The 17648-nt window shown below is 62.9% G+C and carries 13 protein-coding genes and 1 pseudogene; 1 reads left to right on the top strand and 13 read right to left on the bottom strand.

Annotated elements, in window-relative coordinates:
• Nucleotides 1-35: 35 nt before the first annotated feature.
• The 10 genes from BI364_RS12210 to leuS all read right to left on the bottom strand — a co-directional run bounded on the left by BI364_RS12210 (nt 36) and on the right by leuS (nt 13124).
• Nucleotides 36-3941 carry a YhdP family protein gene (locus BI364_RS12210; protein ID WP_197495699.1) on the bottom strand — a complete coding sequence of 1302 codons (3906 nt, stop codon included), beginning with the start codon at nt 3939-3941 and terminating at the stop codon, nt 36-38.
• Between the two features lie 39 nt (nt 3942-3980).
• Entirely contained in the window at nt 3981-5459 is a 1479-nt protein-coding gene (gene rng, locus BI364_RS12215; RefSeq protein WP_070078981.1) for a ribonuclease G, read from the bottom strand.
• Nucleotides 5456-6073: a Maf family protein gene (locus BI364_RS12220; RefSeq protein ID WP_070078982.1), complete on the bottom strand. Its 618-nt coding sequence runs from the start codon at nt 6071-6073 to the stop codon at nt 5456-5458. The genes rng and BI364_RS12220 overlap by 4 nt, the downstream gene beginning before the upstream one ends.
• 189 nt (nt 6074-6262) lie before the next feature.
• Complete coding sequence (gene rlmH, locus BI364_RS12225) at nt 6263-6733, bottom strand: 23S rRNA (pseudouridine(1915)-N(3))-methyltransferase RlmH (protein WP_070078983.1); 471 nt, start codon at nt 6731-6733, stop codon at nt 6263-6265.
• Nucleotides 6734-6752: 19 nt separating this feature from the next.
• The gene (gene rsfS / locus BI364_RS12230) at nt 6753-7130 is read right to left on the bottom strand and encodes a ribosome silencing factor (protein ID WP_070078984.1); all 378 of its coding nucleotides are present in this window, start codon (nt 7128-7130) and stop codon (nt 6753-6755) included.
• The gene (gene nadD, locus BI364_RS12235; protein WP_070080056.1) at nt 7127-7795 is read right to left on the bottom strand and encodes a nicotinate-nucleotide adenylyltransferase; all 669 of its coding nucleotides are present in this window, start codon (nt 7793-7795) and stop codon (nt 7127-7129) included. Before nadD ends, rsfS begins: the two co-directional genes overlap by 4 nt.
• Nucleotides 7796-7814: 19 nt before the next feature.
• Nucleotides 7815-9098, bottom strand: a complete 1284-nt coding sequence (locus tag BI364_RS12240; protein WP_070078985.1) for a glutamate-5-semialdehyde dehydrogenase — start codon at nt 9096-9098, stop codon at nt 7815-7817.
• Nucleotides 9095-10156, bottom strand: a complete 1062-nt coding sequence (holA, locus tag BI364_RS12245; protein WP_070078986.1) for a DNA polymerase III subunit delta — start codon at nt 10154-10156, stop codon at nt 9095-9097. The genes BI364_RS12240 and holA overlap by 4 nt, the downstream gene beginning before the upstream one ends.
• 2 nt (nt 10157-10158) lie before the next feature.
• On the bottom strand, nt 10159-10674 hold the full coding sequence (locus BI364_RS12250; protein WP_070078987.1) for an LPS-assembly lipoprotein LptE: 516 nt from the start codon (nt 10672-10674) through the stop codon (nt 10159-10161).
• Entirely contained in the window at nt 10671-13124 is a 2454-nt protein-coding gene (gene leuS / locus BI364_RS12255; protein ID WP_070080057.1) for a leucine--tRNA ligase, read from the bottom strand. The genes BI364_RS12250 and leuS overlap by 4 nt, the downstream gene beginning before the upstream one ends.
• 134 nt (nt 13125-13258) lie before the next feature.
• Here leuS and BI364_RS12260 point away from each other — a divergent pair, with 134 nt between their 5' ends.
• The gene (locus BI364_RS12260) at nt 13259-13771 is read left to right on the top strand and encodes a zinc ribbon-containing protein (RefSeq protein WP_070078988.1); all 513 of its coding nucleotides are present in this window, start codon (nt 13259-13261) and stop codon (nt 13769-13771) included.
• Nucleotides 13772-13807: 36 nt separating this feature from the next.
• Here the strand turns inward: BI364_RS12260 and BI364_RS12265 are convergent.
• The 3 genes and pseudogenes from BI364_RS12265 to BI364_RS12275 all read right to left on the bottom strand — a co-directional run bounded on the left by BI364_RS12265 (nt 13808) and on the right by BI364_RS12275 (nt 17616).
• Nucleotides 13808-15165 (bottom strand): annotated as a pseudogene (locus tag BI364_RS12265) (mannose-1-phosphate guanylyltransferase/mannose-6-phosphate isomerase).
• A 58-nt stretch (nt 15166-15223) separates the two neighbouring features.
• Nucleotides 15224-16747 carry an apolipoprotein N-acyltransferase gene (gene lnt / locus BI364_RS12270; RefSeq protein WP_070078989.1) on the bottom strand — a complete coding sequence of 508 codons (1524 nt, stop codon included), beginning with the start codon at nt 16745-16747 and terminating at the stop codon, nt 15224-15226.
• Between the two features lie 5 nt (nt 16748-16752).
• Complete coding sequence (locus tag BI364_RS12275) at nt 16753-17616, bottom strand: HlyC/CorC family transporter (protein WP_070078990.1); 864 nt, start codon at nt 17614-17616, stop codon at nt 16753-16755.
• Nucleotides 17617-17648 lie beyond the last annotated feature (32 nt).

A 17648-nucleotide genomic window follows, 5' to 3' on the forward strand; every position in this document is an offset into this window, starting at 1 on the left:
CAGTTTTGCCTCGGCACGCCGATGATCGCGGCGTATTAGAAGAGGTTTTCATGTTGGGCATCCCGACCGTGGACGGGTTTGCGCTTGGCGGTATCGTCCTCCGGCTGGATTTTGGGCGCATCCCAGGGCCCGGTGACCCGATAGCGGAATTCAGCGGCCTTGTTGAGCTGCTTGCCGAGCCCCAGCAGTCGGTCGAGCAGAAACAGCGTTGCACCCGCAACAGGCCCACCGAGTACTGCGCCCGCGATCGCCACCGTGGACTGAACCTGGGGCACGATAGCGACCTGTGCATCGTAATCGCGCGTGACCATTCCGACGCGGCCGGTAATCGACATGGCCGCGGAAGCCCCCGCAATGTGGGTGTCCTGCGTATAAATATTGCCGTCTCGGAGCTGGAATCGGCTATTCATCTCGTTGAAGGCGAAACCCTTGTCGAAGACATCGCCGAAATTGAGGCTCAGACGCTGCGGCAGGGCCGCAAGGTTAAGCAACCCGAGCAGGCGCCCGGTCTGGCCCGGATTGACCTCCATCAGTCGTCCGTGTTTGAGATTGAGACGGGCCTGGCCGTCAAGCACACCCCAGGAGAGTTGCGCTGGACCACCCGGCCAGCTCAGTGTTGCGGACAGATGCCCCTTGCCACCCGCGAGCCCCGCCTGTGCATTGAGGGCATCCAGTGCCTTACCCGCATCGTCGCTGTCGACCTCAAGCTGGATCTGCATCATCGTGTGTCCATCGAGTTCACGCAGCCAGCTACCGCTGGCGCGGGCATGCAAATGCGGCTCGTTGACCTCTGCGAGATGAATTTGCATGCCTTCGCGCGTCGGCGTGGTAGTGAGCTGGACATTGTGCAAGTGGCGGCCGGCAACGAGTAGGTCGCCGATATGCCCCGACAGGGCCGGGATACTGCTCGGATCGATCGGATCGCCACTGGCCGACGAGGCAGAAACCTCGCCATCGAGATCCAGTCGCGACAGCTCGAAACGTACCGGCTTGCCGCCATATAGGACAGCCGGCACCTGGAGCTTGCCGCTGATGACGTCGGACGAGACCGCTGCGTTCCAGAGGGTCCCCTTGCGCGTCGCATCGATTGAAGCCTTGCGCAGGCGACGCCCGAAGATATCCAGTTCGCCGATATCCACACGCAAATGGCGAACGGCATCCATCGTCGATGGGCCGCCGCCATCGGGACATTCGGCCAGCGACGGGCCGGACGGCAGCTTGTTCAGCACGCGACGCCAAGCGTCGACATCGAAGTGCGTGAGGTGCCCCTGGATGGCGATATCCTTAGACGGCAACACCGGCGTGCCGGCATTGAAGCGTACATCGCCCCGCACCACGCGCCGACAACCGGCCTTGCCGGCAAGCTGGAACAAGCCCTGCAAATCCGGGCCGTAGCGCAAAAATACCGGCGCATCGTCACGCGTCAACGAGCGCTGCGCCACCAGTCCAAGGGAAGCTGCCGCAGGTTTGCCAAGCGGCGCTGGCAGCGTCACCTGAACCCCTTGCAAGCCCGACACCAACGTCAATCCCATGCCATACCGACGATAGCCGCCACGGGTCATCGGCAGGGTGAAGGCCATTCGCCAATCGGTATCGCCGTGGGCGTAATGTGCCACCGGCGACTTCGCACCGAAAAGCCGCGCCACGGACAGATGAGTATCCAGGGTCAGGGTCGCGAGACCGTCGCTACGAGTACTCACGCCGAGGACCGCCGGCGCACCTCGGAAGATGGCCTGGATATCGTGCGCACGCAGACTGCGCTGAGTGAAATCCAGCTTGCCGTTGATCCGATTCAACGAAAAATCCTGTTCCGGGAGGGCAAAGCTGCCATCGTCGATGCTCGCCTTGCCGTGTAGCGACCACTGGGACAATTCGGCGGCACGCAGTGGAATACTCAGACCGAGATCGAAGTGAGTCTGACCGTCCGCCTGTATCTCGTCGAACAGCGCCTTGCGTCCATCGCCCAGCGGCGTATGCGACAGATAGGTGACTACGTCGCCTAGCGGCCCCACGCCCGAGCCGCTAATGCCGAGTACGGCATGATCGAGATCGGGAATATCGAGATCCACATCCGACAACTGCGTCGACAGCATCGTGGCCTGCGCCACATGCGCCCGCAGGCTGAAATCATGTAGCGCTAGCTGACCGCTCATGGTCTTGAGGCGAGGCCAGTCACGAAAATAGTCGAGCGTACCGGCACTGACATTCAGCCGGGCCTCGAATACGCCCCCGTGCTGGCGAAAGGGGAAATCGGCCGGATCGCCGCGCAGGATGATGCTGCCGCCCGTCACCGTGCCCCCCTGTAACGCCTGTTTCAGCCAGTGGACCAAATCGGGGTGAAGCAACTTTACTGGCAGATAGCGCGGTGCGGCGGCGACATTGCCCCGCTCGATACCCAGCATCAAATTCAGGTCGGGCGGCCCACCCGTCGGCAGCCACAGACCGAGCTGACCGTGTAGCGCCAAGTCCGTATTACTCAGATCGAAATGCGGCGCAATGACCTCGTCGCCCAGTGGGCCACGCCGCCACCAGAGCATACCCTTGGCATGAGTCGCCGGCAGCACACCACCGAACACCGTTGGCGCGTTCACACGCAGCGCGGTACTGTCGACGTCCAGTGCGCCTGCCGCTGAGGTCATCGCCAGCTGCCCGCTTAAGCCACTGAATCCCGGCCGATGCCCATCCGTACGCAGCGAGATACCCTTCAGCTCGGCACTCAGTGCCAGTTGCGGCGCCACAGCAGAAGCCGAATCGCGAAGATTGAAGCGCAGGTCACGGACTTCGCCGGTAGGCGCCAGCGCGGCAAGGCGATCCGACCAGCCATCCGGCAACCACGGCAGCTGCACAAGTTTCGGGGTTAAGTCCTGAAGGCGCAGAAAATCGGCCCAGCCACGAAGTGAGCGTTGCCCATCTCCTTGTTGATTGAAGGTGGCATCGAAGGCGTCGGTCGGCCAGGCTGACTGCCCAGCCGACGCGTGTAATTGCACACCCTGTAGACGCCACCCCGCCGGCAAGGCTTGCCAGCGCACATCGCCGCTGAACGCGGTCAGACCGGGTGCAGCGGCGTTCGCGCTCAGCGTGGGCCCCAGCGACAAGTCCTGTACGCTCAAATGGCCGCTGACGCGCGTCGGACGCCCCTGTGACCAGACCGACCAGACTTGAGCATCGAGCTGCCCACGGAGCGAAGGTAGGTCAGGCAGCAGCGATTTCAGGGGCAGACCGTCGAGCCGAATGCCCTGCAGATCGAAGTAAATCCGACCTCCCCAGGTCGCCGACGCGCCCTCGCCCGTCCGCCGCAAGTTGGCGGCAAAGCTGACCTGATTGCCTAAACGCGTAGGCAGCGCAAAGCCTCCGGCAAGATCGATACCGTCATCCGCCGGGCGCGCCACCAACGTCACCTGACTGAAGCGGTAGCGCCGGGCACGGGGCAGGTCTTCGATCACGACGTGGGCATCGCTCAAGCGGTAAGTGATGCGGGTCAACCAAGGCGGCAACCGGGCGCCACCGGGTGTTTGAACCCCGGTATCGACGGGTAGCGGTAAGGCCAGACCACTGATACTCAGGCGCCCCTCGCTGTCTCGCGCAATGACCACGCGTGCGCCCTGCAGACTGATCTCCCCCGGCACAAGTCGCCCCGCCAGAAAGGAGTTCCAAACCCCCAACTGCAGCCCTACCCGCGCCAGTCTGAGGGCGGTCTTACCGGTGCCGTCGAGTACACGGACATTTTCCAATGTCACCGTAGGTGTGATCCAGTGCCAACCGACCCGTATCTGGCCGATCCGCACGGGATGATGCAACCAATCACTCGCAACGGATTCAATCTCGGCACGATAACTCGGCACCATTGGCAACAGTTGGCGGGCCACCACGGTGAGCACCGCGGCGAGGATCACCACCACGGCCGCGCCCAGCCAGAGCGTCCCCAACAAACGTTTCAGCACGCGCGACATACGTCCTGCCCGGCCAGCGCACTCAAACGGCTAGAGTGGCACCACATCGAATTGCTCCTGGGTGTAGAGCTGCTCGACCTGTAAGCGGATCGGCACGCCAATGAATTCCTGCAGCTCGGCCAGACTCGACGATTCCTCGTCGAGCAACATGTCGACCACCTCCTGCGCCGCGAGTACCAGCAGTTCTCGTGCATCAAACTGACGTGCCTCGCGCAGAATTTCCCGAAACATCTCGTAGCACACGGTTTCCGCACTTTTGAGTAGGCCGCGTCCAACGCACGTCGGGCACGGCTCGCACAGGATGTGTTCCAGGCTCTCTCGGGTGCGCTTGCGGGTCATTTCCACCAACCCGAGACTCGACACCTCGCAAACTTGGCTGCGTGTGTGGTCGCGATCGAGGGCCTTCTCCAATGCCCGCAACACCTGCGTGCGATGCCCCTCCTCCTTCATGTCGATGAAATCGATGATGATGATGCCGCCGAGATTGCGTAACCGCAGCTGGCGTGCAATCGCCTGAGCCGCCTCCAGATTGGTTTTGAGAATGGTCTCTTCGAGATTGCGATGGCCCACGAAGGCACCGGTATTCACATCCACCGTGGTCATCGATTCGGTCTGATCGATGACTAGGTGCCCGCCCGACTTGAGCTGCACCTTACGATCGAGCGCCTTCTGGATTTCGTCCTCCACCCCGTGCAGATCGAATATCGGACGCTCGCCAGCATAGTGCTCAATGCGTTCCGACATTTCAGGCACGTAGCGCGCGGCAAATTCGGTAACCAATTGCAGCGTCTCTCGCGAATCCACCAAAATCTGCGCGATTTCCTCGTTGGCCAGGTCGCGCAGGACCCGCAATGTCAACGGCAGATCGGAGTAGACCAGCGACCCGGCCGGCGCACTGCTCGCTCGCTCGCGAATGGTGCGCCACAAGCGCTGCAAATAGTGAATATCACGGCGCAGATCCTCCTCGCCGGCGTCCTCCGCCGCGGTGCGTACGATGAAACCATGGGCTTCCTCGCAAACGCTGCTCAGCGACTGCACCAGATCGCGTAGGCGTTGGCGCTCGACATCGCCCTCGATGCGCGTCGAAACACCGATGCTGTTGCCGCCAGGCACCAACACCAGGTAGCGCGAAGGCACGCTCAGATGCGTGGTCAGACGCGCGCCCTTGGAGCCCAAGGGATCTTTGGTGACCTGTACCAACAGATGCTGCCCTTCCTGCAACACCGAGCTGATGGCCGGTGGGTGCAGGGTCTCACTACTCGGCGGCAAGTCGTCCTGATGGATGTCGCGTAGATCGGAGGCATGCAAAAAGGCGGCACGATCCAGTCCGATATCGACGAAGGCAGCCTCCATGCCGGGCAGCACACGGCTCACCCGACCCTGATAGATATTACCCACCAGCCCGCGGCGACGACTGCGCTCGATGTAGACCTCCTGCAGCGCGCCGTTTTCTACCAGCGCGACCCGCGTCTCCTGTGGAGTCACATTCAACAGCAATTCAGAACTCATTCAGCGCCATCCCTCGCGTCATCGCCCCAGTCAGGCATCTCGATACTCCATTCATCCAGTAACGCCGCCGTCTCGAACAAGGGCAATCCCATCACCCCTGAATAACTGCCCGCCAGATGTTCGACGAAGGTAGCGGCCAATCCATGAATAGCGTACGCACCGGCCTTGTCCAGGGGTTCGCCGGTAGCGACGTAGCGCACGCGTTCGTCCGCGGCAATCGCGCGGAACCGCACCTCACTCTCGGACAGGCGTACCGCCTCGCGCGTTCCACGCACCAGCGCCACGGCTGAATAAACCCGATGCGTACGACCCGACAGCCGCGAGAGCATCGACTCGGCCTCCGCCGGGTTGTCGGGCTTCCCTAGAATTTCGCCATCGAGCACGACCGCCGTGTCGGCGCCCAGCGCCGCACGCTCCCCACGCCGACATGCCCAGCCGGCACGCGCCTTCGCGAGCGCCAAGCGACACACATAATCCGCCGCCTTCTCATGCGGCTGGGGCGTTTCGTCGACCGAAGCCGCCACCACCCGATGCGACACACCGATCTGATCGAGCAGCGCGCTGCGCCGAGGTGAGGCCGAGGCAAGCAACAACAGGGACGCTTCCTTATTCATATCGGGGTGCCGTCGCGGGCAACCGCCAAGGATCTACAGCACCGCGCGCAGCGGCCAATGACGCGACTGAGCCCCAGGCTTCTGCCGAGCGGCGATGCCCGCCCCCAATATCGAATAGCCAAACCACGCTCCTCGCATTGTGATTGGGGCACTCGGCCGCAGCTTCTACGACCGGGCTACAGGCAGCCGCTAGTCCCGATGATACGGATGGTGATTGATGATACTCGACGCACGATAGAGCTGCTCGGCCACCAGCACCCGTACCAGCGGGTGTGGGAAGGTCAGCGGCGATAGCGACCACAGCCACTCGGCCTGGGCGCGCGCGTCATCGGTGAGGCCCTCCGGACCACCGACCCACAGAGCCACGTCGCGTCCATCCTGTAACCAACCCGATAGGCGCGTCGCGAGACCGGGCGTATCGAGCGCGCGGCCGCGTGTGTCCAATGCGACGATACGCGCGCCACGCGGCGTCGCCGCGCGTAAGCGCTCGGCCTCCCGCTCGGCAATACGCGCAAGATCAGCCTTGCGACTGCGTTTCTCTGGCGCGATCTCGATCAGGTGCAGTGTCGATTCCGGGGGCATACGCCCAGCATATTCGCGGTATCCGTCCTCAATCCAGGTCGGCATGCGTTGCCCAATGGCGATCAGATGGATATGCACGAGGTAATGCCTCTTGCGATCAGCCCTGTCCCTGATGGGTTTCCGTATCCGGCTCGGCTTCCGCGGTCCACAGCTTCTCTAGGTTATAGAAATCACGCACCCGCGGTAACATGACGTGCACCACGATGTCGTCGAGATCGACCAACGCCCATTCGCCCTCGCGCTCGCCTTCGCTGCCGCGCACGCCAAAACCGGCTTCCTTTGCACGCCGCGCCACGTTTCCAGCCAATGACTTCACATGTCGGTCCGAGGTGCCCGTCGCGATCACCATCAGGTCCATCAATGGCGATTTGCCGCGCAGATCGACCGTACGAATGTCCTGAGCCTTGAGGTCTTCGAGCGCCGTAATCGCAACTAGGCGTAGCCTCTCAATATCGTCTTCCAGTATCGGTTTCATGTTACTCCTGAGTCGGTGAGCGTATGTGTTTGCTCCCGACCGTATAAGCCCTGTGTCCGAATCGCCTCGAGTACAGCGTCCGGTATGAGAAATCGCGGATTCCCGTCGCAACGTAACTGCTCGCGGATCGCCGTCGCGGAAATATCGAGCTGGGTCACGTCGATCCACATCACGCGCCCGCCCGCCGAGGACCGCAGATCGGCCGGACAATCGGTGATACGCTCACCCAGCAACGCCATGAGGGGAGGCGCCATCTTTGGCACTTCGCCGGGTCGGCGGGCGACGATGATGTGAGCAAGGTCCAATAACTCGCCGGCGCGGTGCCAGCCCGGCAATCCACCAAAGGCGTCCGCGCCAAGAATCAGACAGAAAGGCCGCTCTGCGCCAAAATCCTCGCGCAGCGAACACAACGTGTCATAGGTATAAGAGGGTCCGCTGCGCATCAGCTCGCGCCGGTCCAGTACGAACTCAGGCACATCTGCCAACGCCAATGCCACCAGCGCCGCACGCGATTCGGCGCTGGCGCCGGGAACGCCACGATGCGGCGGAATCCCGCAAGGCAGAAAACGCACCTCATCGAGCCCGAGCGCCTCGCGGATCTCAAGCGCGACCCGCAGATGTCCGTAGTGAATCGGATCGAACGTCCCACCCAGCAAGCCGATCACGATCGCGTTCCCGATCGCACTATTGGCGCACCTGCCCATCACCCAGCACGACGTACTTTTGACTGGTCAGCCCCTCAAGCCCGACCGGGCCACGGGCATGCAACTTGTCGGTGGAAATACCGATCTCGGCACCCAGGCCGTATTCGAAGCCATCGGCGAGACGGGTCGACGCATTGACCATCACCGAGCTTGAATCAACCTCACGCAGGAAGCGACGCGCACGGGCATAGTCCTCGGTGAGAATGCTGTCGGTATGGTGCGAACCATACGTGTTGATGTGCTCGATCGCGTCGTCGAGTCCATCGACCACGCGGATCGATAGAATCGGCGCCAGATACTCCATGCCCCAATCCGCCTCAGTGGCCGGCTCGATATTCGGTAGTACCGCGCGGGTACGCTCGCACCCCTTAAGACGCACACCCTCGTCCATATAGCGCATGGCCAACGGCGGCAGAATATCGGCAGCGCGCGAGGCGGCCACCAGCAAGGTTTCCATGGTGTTGCAGGTACCGTAACGCTGGCACTTGGCGTTGAAGGCGACGCTCAGGGCCTTTTCGGCCTCTGCGCTGTCGTCGATATAAACATGGCACACACCGTCCAGATGCTTGATCACCGGAATCAAGGACTCACGACTGACACGCTCGATCAATCCCTTACCACCACGTGGCACGATCACGTCGATATAGTCCTTCATGCGCAGCAGTTCGCCCACGGCAGCGCGGTCGGGCGTTTCGATCACCTGCACCGCCGCCTCCGGCAGACCCGCCGCGGCCAGCCCTTCACGGATACAACCGGCAATGGCCTGATTGGAGTACAAGGCCTCGGAACCGCCACGCAGGATTGCAGCGTTACCGGATTTGAGGCACAACGCCGCCGCATCGACGGTCACATTTGGCCGTGATTCGTAAATGATACCGATCACCCCCAGCGGCACGCGCATGCGCCCCACCTGAATGCCGCTTGGCAGGTAGTTGAGCGCCTCGATTGCACCCACCGGATCGGCGAGCTTGGTGATCTGGCGCAAACCCTCGGCCATGGTCGCGATTCGTGCGTCAATCAGCCCCAGACGATCCAACAAGGCGGCATCCAGTCCCCGCGCGCAGCCCGCCTCGAGGTCACGCGCATTCTCGGCCTTGAGTCTCGGCGCTGCGGCCTCGATCGCATCCGCGATTGCCGCCAATGCGCGATTCTTGACCCCAGTTTCGGCGCGTGCCAGCACGCGTGAAGCGGCCCGCGCACGCCGGCCGATGTCGTCCATATAGGCCGCCACCGAGGACATCGATTCGGATGTATTTGCATTCATCTGGAACACCTCACACGGCTAGACCAGCACACGACCGGCCTCCGCCGCCAGACCCCATACGGGGGGAATAGGGCACGGCCGCCCAGCACGAGAGCCAATTGTAACAATTCATCCCACGGATCGCCCGCCGCCTGTCCTTTGACCACGCGGTCGGCACGCGCGGCGAGCAATATGAGCAGCTGCGCGCGCGGTCCCTGCCAGCGCCGCGCGGCCTGCTCGACCGGTCGGCGGCGTTGCGGCGGAATGCCGCGCCACAGCGCATCGGTCTTGCCGCCGCTCGCAAGCCGCGCCAGCAATCGAGCCTCGCGCACCAGCGCCCAGGCGATCAGCGTCGGTTCCACACCCTCACCTCGCAGTCCATCGACGATCTGGGTTACGCGTGCGGCATCACCGCCTCGAATAGCGTCGGTCAGGTCATTGATGTCATAACGGGCACTGTCGGTCACCGCCGCCAGCACGTCGGACGCCGTCAGCGTCCCTGCAGGATGCAGCAATGCCAGCTTGGCGATTTCCTGATCGGCCGCCAGCAGATTGCCCTCAACCCGTTCGAGCAGCAAGGTCACGACCGCTTCATCCGCCAGTAGTCCGCGAGCCTTGAGCCGCTGCAGCAGCCAGCTCCGGGTCTCAGCCGCTGCCAACGGCCAGACTGCCACCCAGCAACCGACGCGTTCGATAGCGCGCACCCAGGCCGCGCTTGACGCGCCCTTATCCAGACGTGCCGACTGGATCAACAGGATCGTATCCGGCGGCGGGCGTTCCAGATAGGCGGTCAACACAGCGCCACCCGCCTTCCCCGGCTTGGCCGTACCCAGGCGAAGATCAAGCAAGCGGCGCTCGGCGAACAACGAGGTCGCAGCTGCCTCGGCAGCCAGATCGGACCAGTCGAAGCCGGTTTCAACCGTGATGACGACACGCTCCGCATAGCCTTGCTCGCGGGCGGTGCTGCGGATACGGTCGGCGGCTTCCATCGACTGCAGGGGCTCGTCGCCGCTGATCAGAAAGGCCGGCTTGAGCGGACCGTTCAGCGCAGCGGCCAACTGCGTGGGTTTGAGCGCCACCGCTAAGGATGACCTGCGTGCGCCTGCAGGCGCAGCAGGGCCAAATTCGCCAGTTCGCGGGTCATACTCTGACCCAGAATCTGCGTCTCTGGACCCTGACTCTGCAACTGCGAAGTGCTCAGGCTGTATTGACGCTGCACGGTGATTGTCTGCGGCGGCATTTTCCAGTGGCCATGGGTCGCGCGCGCCTCGAATACCAACGTCGTCGCCAACGCATAACTGGTTGCCTGATTCAACGCGCTCACCGTTAAGGCCCGCTCCGAGGTATTCACGGAAACAATGTCTAAAATTGCGCTGGCCTGACTGGGATCACCCACCAAAGTCACACCATTGGCGCGCAGCGCCTCCTTGAGAGCAACCACTACCGGGGCGTGCGGTGACGCTCCGGTTATATAGGTCCTGTAAAGCGCAGCCGGCAAGTGCGCCTCGCCGCGCAAGTGAAATCCGCAGCCACCCAGCGATAAGCCCACGGCGACGAAGGCCAGCAAGTGTGCGAGGAGGCGCCGTGGGCGGATCATCCCACGACCACGTTCACCAGACGCCCCGGCACCGTGATGATCTTGCGTACCGTCTTGCCCTCCATGAAACGTTGGACATTCGGCTCGGCAAGCGCCACCTGCTCGATGAACTCCGCTGCGGCGTCTGCAGGCACTGCGATTTCACCACGCAGCTTGCCGTTGACCTGAACGACCAACGTCTGCGTATCCTGGATCAACGCCGTCTCGTCCATCACGGGCCAGGCAGCCTCGACGACCGGTCCCTGATGCCCTAGGGCTGCCCACAAGGCATGGCTCGCGTGCGGCACGATAGGCGCAAGCATCAACACCATCGCCTCCAAGGCTTCCTGCATCACCGCACGGCCCGGCGCGGAACGATCTTCAAAGCGCCCTAATTCGTTGAGCAACTCCATGTTGGCTGCGATGGTGGTATTGAATATCTGACGCCGACTGATATCGTCGCCCGCCTTGGCAATGGCCTGATGCACCTTGCGCCGCAGCGCACGTTGCGGTTCGTCGAGCGTATCCAGGTTTAGCAATGGAACGGTGCCGGCGGTGGCGTGTTCATACACCTGGCGCCACAATCGCTTGAGAAATCGCGCCGCGCCCTCGACGCCAGAATCCGACCACTCCAGCGCCTGATCCGGTGGCGCGGCGAACATCATGAACAGGCGCACCGTATCCGCACCGTAGCGCTCGATCAGGGGTTGTGGGTCGACCGTATTGCCCTTGGACTTGGACATCTTGGCCCCATCCTTGAGCACCATGCCCTGAGTGAGCAACCGGACGAAGGGCTCGTCGCCTTGCACCAGGCCTTCGTCGCGCATCAGCTTGTAGAAGAATCGTGCATAGAGCAGATGTAGCACGGCATGCTCAACGCCACCGACATATTGATCCACCGGTAACCACTGCTGCGCCTGCGCATCGACCATGCCCGTCTCGCAGTGCGGTGAAGCAAAGCGGGCGTAATACCAGGACGATTCGAAAAAAGTGTCGAACGTGTCGGTCTCGCGCCGCGCAGGCCCGCCGCAGCTTGGGCACGACGTTTCGTAGAACTCGGGCATGCGCGCCAAGGGTGAGCCGGAACCCTCCAGCTCGATATTCTCGGGCAGTACCACCGGCAATTGATCGTCCGGCACCGGCACCGCGCCGCAATCCTCACAGTGGACCATCGGGATCGGACAGCCCCAGTAGCGCTGGCGCGACACACCCCAATCGCGCAGTCGGAAATTGACCTGACGTTCGCCGCGGCCCTCCGACTCCAAGCGGGCTGCGATGGCCTCAAAGGCCTCCGCGGAGGACAGGCCATTGAACTCACCCGAGGCGACGAGCATCCCCTTGGCCGTGTAGGCACCCGCTTCCAGATCGACGGTGTCGTCGTTCACCGGCGCGATCACCTGCTTGATCGGCAATCCGTAGGCATGTGCGAACTCCCAATCGCGCTGGTCGTGCGCGGGCACGGCCATCACTGCCCCGGCGCCGTATTCGATCAGCACGAAGTTCGCTACCCACACCGGCACCGGCTCGCCTGTCAGTGGGTGAATCGCGCGGTAACCCGTATCCATACCGCGCTTCTCCGCGGTGGCCAGCGCAGCCTCCGCGGTGCCCGTGTGCTTGCAATCCGCAATGAAGGTGGCGAGCGCAGGGTTATCGCGCGCGGCCCGTTCGGCCAGCGCGTGCTCGGGCGCCACGCCAACATAGGTCACGCCCATCAGCGTGTCGGGACGGGTAGTGAATACTCGCAACGGCGTATTGAAACCCTCAACGTCGAAGGTCAGCTCGATACCTTCCGAACGCCCGATCCAGTTGCGCTGCATGGCTCGCACCTGTTCCGGCCAGCCGGTCAAACCGTCGAGGTCGTCCAGTAGCGCCTGAGCGTAATCGGTGATCTTCACGAACCACTGCGGAATCTCGCGGCGCTCCACTAATGCGCCGGAACGCCAGCCTCGACCGTCGATAACCTGCTCGTTGGCGAGCACAGTCTGGTCAACCGGGTCCCAGTTCACCACCGATAGTTTCTTGTAGACCAGTCCCTTGCGGAACAAGCGCGTGAACAACCACTGCTCCCAGCGGTAGTATTCAGGGCGACAGGTCGCCAGCACGCGCGACCAGTCATAGCCCAAGCCAAGGCGCTTGAGCTGACCACGCATGTAATCGATATTGTCGTAGGTCCAGCGCGCCGGCGGCACGTTGTTTTTGATCGCGGCATTTTCCGCAGGCAGACCGAAGGCGTCCCAACCCATCGGCTGCAGCACATTTCGCCCCTGCATGCGCTGATAGCGTGAGATCACGTCACCAATGGTGTAGTTCCGCACATGTCCCATGTGCAGCCGCCCAGAGGGATAGGGAAACATCGACAGACAGTAGAATTTCTCGCGCGACGCGTCCTCGCGGGCCTGGAAGGTCTGATGGGTCTCCCAGTACGCCTGTGCGGCCTGCTCCACCTCGGCGGCGTCGTATTGCTCCTGCATAGCCTTGCCCATGTCCCTATCAAGAAGGCGGGAAGCTTACCAGCGCCGAACACGACGCGGCAATCGACGCCGCACCACGCCCCTGTAGCCTATGGAGTAGAATTGAATCAACCCACTCGCCGGAGACAACCCGCATGAGCAAAGACGACCCCAAAGCACATCTGAGCGAGGCCTATACGCGCATGATCGAACGCGCACGCACGACTGCGGAAGATGCCGGCAAACGCCTGGAACTCGCAGTCGACGAGGCCCGCGACATGGCTCACGAGCTGGGCGAGCTGACCCGCGACGAGGCCGAACTGCTGGCCGAATACGTCAAACGCGATCTGCAGGACCTGGGCGCCTATCTTGGTAGCACCGGACACGACCTGCGCGGCTGGTTCGTAATGGACAAAACGCTGGTCGAAGCACGACTGTTCGAGCTGATGACCTCGGTCGCGGACAAGACCAATCTGGCGCTCGCCGAATTCTCGCGCAATCTGCACGAGCCGGCGGTCTGGCGCACCGGTGAAATCACCGGCCCCGGCGTACTCGCGTGCCTCGACTGCGGCAAGACGCTGCAACTGGCCAAACCCGGCCGCATACCCCCCTGCCCGCACTGCAGTGCCACCCGCTTCCGCCGCCAACATGGCCTGCCTTCGGATTAAAGACGCCTACCCGGGAACGAACGACCGCGCGGGGCGTCAACCCCGCCCGTAGCTATCCTCGAAACGCACGATATCGTCCTCGCCGAGGTAGCTGCCAGACTGCACCTCGATCATCTCCAGCTCGATGCGGCCCGGATTTTCCAGTCGGTGCTTCACCCCTAGGGGTATGAAGGTCGACTCGTTTTCGGCCAGCGTGAAGACCTCATCACCGCGCGTCACACGTGCGGTGCCGCGCACCACGATCCAGTGCTCGGCACGATGGTGGTGCATCTGTAGCGACAACCGTTCGCCGGGCTTGACGGTAATCCGCTTGACCTGGAAACGCTCACCCAGACTGATGCCTTCGTAGGCACCCCAGGGACGCAATACACGGCGGTGATTCACGCTTTCATTGCGGCCCTCGCGCTTGAGCTGACCGACGACCTCTTTGACCTCCTGCACGCGGTCGCGCGAGGCGACCAACACGGCATCAGCCGTCTCCGCCACCACCACGTCCGACAAGCCCAGCACGGCCACCAATCGGTGTTCCGCATGGACATAGCTGTCGCGGCAATCCAGCGCGATCACGTCGCCCTCCAGACAGTTGCCGGCCTCGTCCCGCGGCCCCACTTCCCATAGCGCCTGCCAGGAACCGACATCATTCCAACCGGCGTCGAGTGGCACCACTACGGCATCGTCTGTGCGCTCCATCACGGCATAATCGATCGAGTCGCTGGGGCTCGCAGCGAAGGCCTCTGCGTCCAGGCGCAGAAAATCCAGATCCTCGCGTGCCAGGGCATGGGCGCTGCGAACGGCTTCGAGAATGGCGGGGGCATGGGTCTCCAACGCCCGCAGGTAGCGCTCGGCAGTGAACAAAAACATCCCGCTGTTCCACCAGTGACGCCCACCGGCTACATATGCCTCGGCGGTTTCGAGATTCGGCTTCTCGACGAAGCGCGACACACGGCGGGCCGATCCGTTATTCACAGGCTCGCCGGCCTCGATGTAGCCATACCCGGTCTCCGGGCGCGTCGGCACCACCCGAAGGTCACCAGTGCGCCGGCCTGCGCGGCGGGGAGCGCGGCGGATATCGCGGCGTGGAATGCAGCGGTGTCGTTGATCAAATGGTCGGCAGGCAACACCAGCATCAAGGTCTGCGGGTCGCTGGCAGCCAAGTCCAGTGCCGCCGCCGCGATTGCCGGCGCGGTATTGCGACCCGCCGGTTCCAGCAGAATTCGTCCCTGCACGCCGATGGCGCGCAGCTGCTCGGCAACCATGAAACGTTGTTCGTCGTTGCCGATCACACAGGGCGCGCCCAGACCTGGGAAACCCTCGAGGCGTCGCAGCGTGGTCTGGAACAAGCTCAGTGCACCGACCAAGGGGATGAATTGCTTGGGATAAGCGTGGCGCGACAGCGGCCACAGGCGGGTGCCGGACCCCCCGAGAGTATGACTGGGACGATATGTGTCACGATCAGGATACCTTTCGTTGTTGACGGCGCAGAGCCGCGAGCGACAGCCACCCCAATATCAGCACCGCGAACGACGACCAGACCACCGGCCCGTTGCCGAGGCGTACGTAGGGCGTGGCGCCCCCCATCGGACGAACCTCGGCACTGATCACCTCGGTGCGATCCATATCCGCCAGTGCAATGATCTCACCCTTGGGGCCGATGATTCCGGAGATTCCCGTATTCGCCGCACGCAGCAGGTAGCGTCCGGTTTCGAGAGCGCGCATGCGCGCGATCTGCATGTGCTGAGCGGGTTCCAATGAATCGCCAAACCAAGCGTCGTCGCTGACGTTGACCAGCAGACTCGCCTGCGGCAGACCCCGGATGACGAGATCGCCATAGGCATCCTCGTAGCAAATCGACACGTCAACCACCTGCCCTGCCGCGTGAACCGTATACCTCCCCTGCCCCGCACTCAACCCGGACATCGGCACGTCCATGCGACGATACAACCCGCCCAGCAGGCGCTTGAGCGGCATGTATTCGCCGAATGGCACCAGATGGTGTTTGAAGTAAAACTCGGGAGGCCCTTCGCCGAGGCTCGCCACGGCATTGTATATTCGTTGCCCTTGTTGCACGAACAACCCGACCATCAAGCCTGAGCCGTGTTTTTTAGCCTCCGCGGCAAGCGGGTCGAGATAGCTTTTGGCCACCTGTCGATACAGCGCCGGCACTGCACTCTCCGGCCAGACGATCAGCCGGCTGTCCCAATGGGCACGCGTCAGATCCCGATACCGCGCCAAGGTATGCTCGAATTCGCTCGGGTGCCACTTGACCTCTTGCGGCACGTTGCCTTGCACCACGCTCACCCGCATCGGTGCGCCCGTGGGGTGCGTCCAATCGATGTGCCTCAGCGCACCGGCACTGAACCAGAGGACTCCGGCCGCCAGCAACGCGCCAGCGCGCACAGGCACGCGCCGCCCGATCATAGCCATAACGAGCAGACCGGCCAGTATCGCCATCAGCCAACTGACGCCATAGTCGCCCAGCACGGGCGCCAGCCCTCCTGGCGCACTGGCAACTTGACTGTCGCCCAGCAACAACCAGGGGAACCCGGTAAACAACGTCCCACGCAACCATTCGAACGCCGTCCACAACGCCGGCCAGACCAGGATGAGCCGCACACTCAACGGCAGGCCACCAAAACGCGAGGCCACCCAGCCCATCACACCGGGGTAGAGCGCGAGTATCAGCACAAATACGCTGGCGAGCGGCAGGGCCAGCGCCTGCATGTACGCGCCGAACAGGGACAGCCCTGCGGTGATCCAGGAAACACCGAAACCGAAAAACCCGATGCCAAACAAGTAGCCGCGCCACGCCATACGGCGCGGGCTCGCCTCGATCCAGCTCAAAAACAGCAATGCAGGCCCGATCAGCGCCAACGGCGCCACCGAATAGGGCGCGAAGGCGACGACCGTCAGCAAGCCGGCCATCAGAGCGAGCAGATCGACGAGCCACGGTCGTCCGCTCAGGGCCTTGATCCTCATGCGACTCAGAGCGCGTCGCCGGGCGCCGGTATCGGCTGCACGCGAAGCTCCAGCAGATACACTCGGCGATTATCGGCACGCAGTACGCGGAAGCGGAAGCGATCGAGGTCGATCACTTCGCCGCGCTTAGGCACGCGCCCGACGCGGTTGATGATCAGCCCACCGATAGTATCGAACTCCTCGTCGCTGTAAGCCGTACCGAAGTGCTCATTGAAGTCCTCGATCGGCGTCAGCGCCTTGATGGTGTAGTGCCCATCGTCGTGCAGCAGGATCAGGCCCTCGCCCTCCACCTCGTCGTGCTCGTCGCCGATATCGCCGACGATCTGCTCGAGCACATCCTCGATGGTGACCAGACCGGCCACGCCGCCATATTCGTTGACCACGATGGCCATATGATTACGCGTATTGCGGAAATCTTTGAGCAGGACATTGAGACGCTTGCTCTCCGGTACAAATACCGGTGGACGCAACAAGTCCTGGGGATCAAAGCGCTCGTCCGCCTGACGGCAGTAGCGCAGCAAATCCTTGGCCAACAGGATACCGACGACCTCGTCGCGACTGTCGCCGATCACGGGATAGCGGGAATGCCCGGAGTCGAGCACACTGGCGAGAATACTGTCGAGGCCGTCGCTACGATTAACCACCTCCATTTGCGCGCGCGGCACCATGATGTCGCGCGCCTGCATGTCGGCCACCTCGAACACCCCCTCGATCATCGCGAGGGCATCGACATCCAGCAGTTCCCGATCATGCGCACTGCGCAGCAGCTCCACCAGCTGTTCGCGGTCCTGCGGTTCGCCCAACAGGGCACGGCTCAAGCGCTCCAGCCAGCCTAGCTGGCCGGAGCGCTTACTGGATCGATCTTCCATTAATGCATACGTCTCGCGTCGTGGTATGCGGC

Origin of the sequence: Acidihalobacter yilgarnensis, assembly GCF_001753245.1 — a bacterium.
GTDB lineage: Bacteria > Pseudomonadota > Gammaproteobacteria > DSM-5130 > Acidihalobacteraceae > Acidihalobacter > Acidihalobacter yilgarnensis.